Below are 5,373 nucleotides of genomic sequence, written 5' to 3' on the forward strand. Positions count from 1 at the left end.
CGGCGGCGCGCCCTTTGGCCCTCCAAGGCTCATCCTTGCCGCTTTCCGGAACGGGCGCAAGGCGGAGCCGGCCGCCGGTCTTGCAGCGGCAAGGTCCGCGCCGCCGCTGTTTCCTCGTCCGGAGGTCCGACACTGAGCGTCTCAGGATTCAAGCCACAGCCCGTAGATCGACGGCGCCAAGTGGTTGACGTGGACCGTCTGGTTAGTTGGCGGCGCAATCGCAGGGCGAGCCGGTCGAGACGTGAACGACGTTGCGTAGAATATAGACGGGATATTGCCTCACGATCGGGACGCCGACCCGGAAGGCGCAACCGCAGCGGCGGGGCCGGGCGGGCGTGGGGACAACTCTCGCGTTGATCCTGCCGACGCGCATGAGAACAAATAGTGTACATTGGCGGGAATTGGCGGTAGGATTGTCTCTTGAAGGTCGAGAGCGTGGTCCATGCGGAAGGAAATCAGGGCTGCCGGATTGGCCGGGTCGAGTCATCCCCGCGAAAGCGGGGATCCACAGCCTTGGCGCGGCAGCGACAAGGGGGGTGGGGGACCACGGTGGCGGTGGCGGGCGCCACGGACGGCTTGGGGCTGCGGCGAATCGAAAAAGGCGCCGGAAGTCCTTGAAAAGGCTCAAAATGGACTCGGAAATGGCAAGCGGCTCAGAGCGGGACCAGGGTGCGGATCAGGTCGATCGCCTTGCCGTCCTTGCGCAGCTCGGAGTGCAGGCGTGGCGCGGCAGCGACACGGGGGTGGGGGACCACGGTGGCGGTGGCGGGCGCCGCGGACGGCCTGGGCTGCGGCGAATCGAAAAAGGCGCCGGAAGTCCTTGAAAAGGCTCAAAACGGACTCGGAAATGGCAAGCGGCTTAAAGCGGGACCCGGGTGCGGATCGGGTCGATCGGCTTGCCTCGCCGTCTCCTGCTTCCAACGCCCGTCCCGTTGTGGCAGCTTGAGGCGTCCAGGGCGACCGCATTCCGTGTTCGCGAGCGCCGGCGACCAGGGAGCGGCGCCCATGCTTCTCAGGCTCCTTCACAAGCTTCTGGAGATCTTTCTGCATCTCGAGCGGCGGATCGAACAGCCGTTCCTGCGGCCGGCGTTCGACGCCGTCCTTCGCATGCCGATCGCCCTCGCGACGACCTGGCTGATCAATGTCCGCCGCAGCCGGGAAGCCGTCGGCCTCGCCGAGGAGACGCCGCTCTCCGGCGAGGACGACGCCGTTGAGACGATGATCGACGAAATGCGCCGGCACCTGGTGCGCGATTTCCCGCGCGGCGGCTTCGAGCGCGCGGGCAACACCAAGACCCATGGCCTGGTGCGCGGCGAGCTCAGGATCCACGACAACCTCCCTGAGCGGCTGCGCAAGGGACTGTTTGCGACGCCTGAGACCTATCGCTGCTGGGTGCGCTTTTCAGGCCCCGGCCCGCATGTCGAACCGGACATCAACGACGTCGGCTTCGGCAGCATCAGCGTCAAGGCGATGGGCGTTCCGGGTGATAAGATTTGGCGCGACGAGAAGCATACCCAGGATTTTACCGCCGTCTGCACGCCGACCTTCGTCACTCCGAATGTGATGGCGAACGCGCGGCTGCAATACTGGAGCCGCCGACACCTGCCGGTCTTCTATTTCTTCGACCCTCGGGCGCCGCATCTGCTCGATTTTATCATGCAGGGCCTATGGAACGAGACCCAGACCAATCCGCTCGGCCAAACCTATTATTCCTGCGTGCCCTATCTCATGGGGCCAGGGCAGGCGATGCAGTACAGCTTCTGGCCGATGACCGAGGTTCCCCGCTCGATCCCCGGCCTGCCGTTCCGTCCGGCCGACAATTACCTGCGCGACAACATGGCGCGCACGCTCGACCACACGGGAGTCGAGTTCGAACTTCGCGTGCAGGTGCAGACCGACCCGTTCCTCATGCCGATCGAGAACAACGCGGTGCTCTGGCCGAAGCGCCTGTCGCCGCGCGTTCCGGTCGCGACGCTCCACATTCCGCCGCAGACCTTCGACCATCCGGACCAGTTCGCCTTCACCAGCAACCTGCGCTTCAACCCCTGGCATTGCCTGCCGGACCACCGGCCGCTCGGCAACCAGAGCCGGGCGCGCATGCGCATGTATGACGAGCTCGCGGCTTTCCGGCAGAAGATGAACGGGGTTCCGCATATCGAGCCGACCGGCGACGAGGTTTTCGGGCAGGCCGCGGCCTCCGTCAGGATCGCCGAGCCCGCGGAATAGCCCGGCTCAGAGGCTCGCGATCCATTTCAGCGCCGCGAGCCCCGGCATGAAGAAATAGGCGCCGCCCTTCACCGTGACGAACTGCGGCATGGCCGTGGCGCGGCGGAAGCAGGGTTCGGCGCCGGGCCGGCTGAAGCTGTCGGTGCGCTGCGGCGTTTCGCTGAGCGGCGGCGCCGGAAACGGCGCCCGGTTGCCGACGAGCGGGTCCTGCTCCCCGGTCAAGCCGGCGAACTTGGCGGTGGCGAGCCATGCGCCCTGCACGAACTCGAACTGCCGGGCGATATTGGCGTTGAGGCAGATGAACTGAAGCCCGGCTTCGGGGTCGGGCGTCGAGGGGTCGAGCGCGGCGGCGCGGTCGATCTTGGTCCCGTACTCCCGCCCCCGGCGCAGGATGCGGTGAAAGCGGGCCGAGGCGATCGCGTCGTCCTCGTGGCGCAGGTACGGCCAGACCGTCGTGTTCTTTTCCCAGGGCAGGGTGGAGGAGGTCGGGTCTCGCTGCCGGCGGGTGGTGAGGCCGAGCGTCGCGAGAAGATTGTCGATCGCGCCCCGCGCTCCTGGAGGGGCGTCGCCGGTGCGCGGATTGGCGCGCCGGACGTGGGCGCCGATCGGGCACGATAGGCCGTCCGGGTCGGCGTCGAACAGGAACCCGTTGACGCCGCGATCGGCCGGATCGACGCCGGGCAGGTCGAGGCCGGTCTCGAAATCGGGCAACGGCTCGCCGTTCATGCGCCGCCCGACCATGGCTTCGGCGAGGGCCTGGGGGTCGGCGCCGGCGCGCGCGGCGTCTTCGGCGATCCACCGCCAGAAGCCGCGCACGTCCTGGGCGAGCTGGCGAAAGACGAGATAGGAGCCGTTGCGCCCGAGATCATGCTCCCGCGCCGCGCCGGCGGCTGGAACGAGAAGAGCCGCATTCGCTTCACCGGGCGCGAGCTTCGGCGAGTCCGCGGGAAAGCCGTATTCGTTGTAGTAGCCGAGCAGGATTTCGCCGAGCGCGATGCGGTTGGTGAACGCGCGATCGGCCTTCGTCCCGGGCGTGCGCGCTTGACGCCAGTCGAACGTGGGCTGGGAGACGCCGTCGGCGAAGCCGAACGGCTCGACATCGCCCATATCCGTCGTCGGGAGCGATGCGATGACAGCAAGACCGCTGTGTTCGGCGGCTTCGCGCGTGGCGCGCTCGAGGTCGCCGAGCCGCGCGGGGGCCGCAAACAGCATGACGACCACATGCGGTTCACGCTCGCCAGCGCCCCAGGCCCAACGTTCGGGCGCGTTGGCGCCGGTGTCGCCGAGGCGAAGCGACCGGTTCGGGTCGCCGGCCATGCCCTCCACGAACTCCGGATCGAATCGCTGGACAACGGCATCCGTCAGGCCGAGCGCCCTCAAGCCCGCCGCGGTGATTGCGCATTGCGTCGCCTCCACGAGCGTCGCCGGCTCAAGATCCGCGACCGTGGCGAGGCTCAGCGCGCCGAGAAAGCGCCGCGCGGCCGGCGCATCGACGACCCGGAGGAGGACATAGACGGCGCCCGTCAGCGAGCCAAAGGCGGTGTAGGCAAAGGCCTGGATGTCGGGGCGGTCGATGTCGCGGCGGAACATGGGGCCCCTCAAATTTCCAGAAGCCAGCGCCGGATCTCGTCGTCGCTCATCGCGGGCTTCTCGAAGCCGTTGCGGATGCGCGCATTGCGCTCTAGGTCGCGCGCGGTGAGACCCGGATAGGCCTTGTACCAGACGTCGGTCGGGATCTGGTGCCGACGCTGGAAATGCTTGAAGTCCATCTCGCGCCAGGCGCCCTTTTTGATCAGCCAGTCGGTCTGCGGATAGGCGATCGCGCTCGAGAACGACAGATTGAGGCCGAAGCCGGCCTTGTTGATGAAATCGTCCATATAGGCCTCATGGCCGCCGTCGTAATTGCTGCAGAAGAAGGCGCGGCGGCGGCCGTCGATGAGGACCCAGTGGGCGAAGTGGATCGTGCCGATGCGGCCGAGACCGCCGCGGGTGAAGACGTGCCGGGCCGCCCAGTTGATTGCGGCGAGGATGACGAGTTCCAGTCCGAGCCGGAACCGGCCGGGTTTGATCGAGCCCATCGCGGTGTAGGGATTGGTGACGTCGTGATCCTCGCCCCGGCGCAGGTTCGCGACCCAAGCCGGATCGTAGGGGTTGTCGACAATCGGGTCGGTCAGCTCCCGGCGCCTCAACGCGGTCAGGACGAGGATCAGGCCGACGATTGCGACGACAATGGTCGCCAGGGGGACAAAAACGAGGAGCGCGACGGCGACGACAATCGGCGCGAGCAGGTGAACCAGGTCGGCGTTGCGCCACGCGGACGGGGTCGGCAGAGGCGGCGTCAGCGCGACATGGGGTCCGACCACGGCGCGCAGGCGCTCAAGCACGGCTTGCGGCTCGCGCGCTTCGACTTTCGGCAGCGCTTCGCGCAGGAGCGCTCTCAGGCGCGCCTCCTCGCGGACCTGGACGACCGTGCGGCCGACCCAGTTGACATAGGAAGCGGCCGGTTTGATCCGATGCGCCTCCATCCAGCGCTCGAGATCGGCGTCGGCGGCGAAATCCACGCAGAATTCGAAGGCCCGCCTCAGCCCCGGACAGTCCTGCGCGATCCGCCCGAGGAGTTCGTTTGCATCGCCGTCGCAGTCGATCATCAGACACAGATAGACGGGCTCGGTCTTCGGCAGGTCCGGATAGACGACGCGGTCGCCGAGCGTGTTGTCCTCGAGCCCGATGAGCCGGGCGAAGTGGATCGTATCGAACCGGCCGAAGGGGAGGACCGGGTTGGCGGGATTGGCCGCGCCGGGCAATCCAGGCAAAGTCATGGTCGAGAGGAAGGCGCGAAGCTCCGCGACGCGGTCCGCCGCGACCGCCGAAACGACGATCAGATGGTCCTGCGGCGTCATGGCGCCCCGCCGAGCCTCATGGCTCCCCTCCCGCTCCGCCGCGTCCGCTTTAGGCGGCGCCCGGCCGACTTACGCTGCGGCGTCCGATTTCCGAAAGTCCAGCGCGAAATCGATCAGCCGCTTCGAATCCCAATAGACTTTGCCGAGGTAGAAACCAGTATCGACGAGGCGGATCTCGTCCCGGACGTGCTCGGCGACCAGCGAGGTCTCCGAATAGTCGAGGACAATGCATTCCTTGCCGTCGAGC

The 5,373-nt window shown here is 67.3% G+C and carries 3 protein-coding genes; 1 reads left to right on the forward strand and 2 read right to left on the reverse strand.

Annotated elements, in window-relative coordinates; translation table 11 throughout:
- Positions 1-1,005 precede the first annotated feature (1,005 nt).
- Positions 1,006-2,226 (forward strand): catalase family protein, encoded by a 1,221-nt coding sequence (locus tag ACLP25_RS12320; RefSeq protein ID WP_442469484.1) that lies wholly within the window; start codon positions 1,006-1,008, stop codon positions 2,224-2,226.
- Positions 2,227-2,232: 6 nt separating this feature from the next.
- On the opposite strand, the gene ACLP25_RS12325 is transcribed toward ACLP25_RS12320, so the two are convergent.
- The gene (locus tag ACLP25_RS12325; RefSeq protein WP_442469485.1) at positions 2,233-3,816 is read right to left on the reverse strand and encodes a Dyp-type peroxidase; all 1,584 of its coding nucleotides are present in this window, start codon (positions 3,814-3,816) and stop codon (positions 2,233-2,235) included.
- An 8-nt stretch (positions 3,817-3,824) separates the two neighbouring features.
- Positions 3,825-5,126: a hypothetical protein gene (locus ACLP25_RS12330; RefSeq protein WP_442469486.1), complete on the reverse strand. Its 1,302-nt coding sequence runs from the start codon at positions 5,124-5,126 to the stop codon at positions 3,825-3,827.
- Positions 5,127-5,373: the final 247 nt, after the last annotated feature.

This window comes from Roseiarcus sp., assembly GCF_052145395.1.
Taxonomy (GTDB): Bacteria; Pseudomonadota; Alphaproteobacteria; order Rhizobiales; family Beijerinckiaceae; genus Roseiarcus.

Bases quoted from the DNA above. Each gene is read 5' to 3' on its own strand.
- ACLP25_RS12320 (WP_442469484.1), top strand. From the start codon at position 1,006: ATGCTTCTCAGGCTCCTTCACAAGCTTCTGGAGATCTTTCTGCATCTC.
- ACLP25_RS12325 (WP_442469485.1), bottom strand. From the start codon at position 3,816: ATGTTCCGCCGCGACATCGACCGCCCCGACATCCAGGCCTTTGCCTAC.
- ACLP25_RS12330 (WP_442469486.1), bottom strand. From the start codon at position 5,126: ATGACGCCGCAGGACCATCTGATCGTCGTTTCGGCGGTCGCGGCGGAC.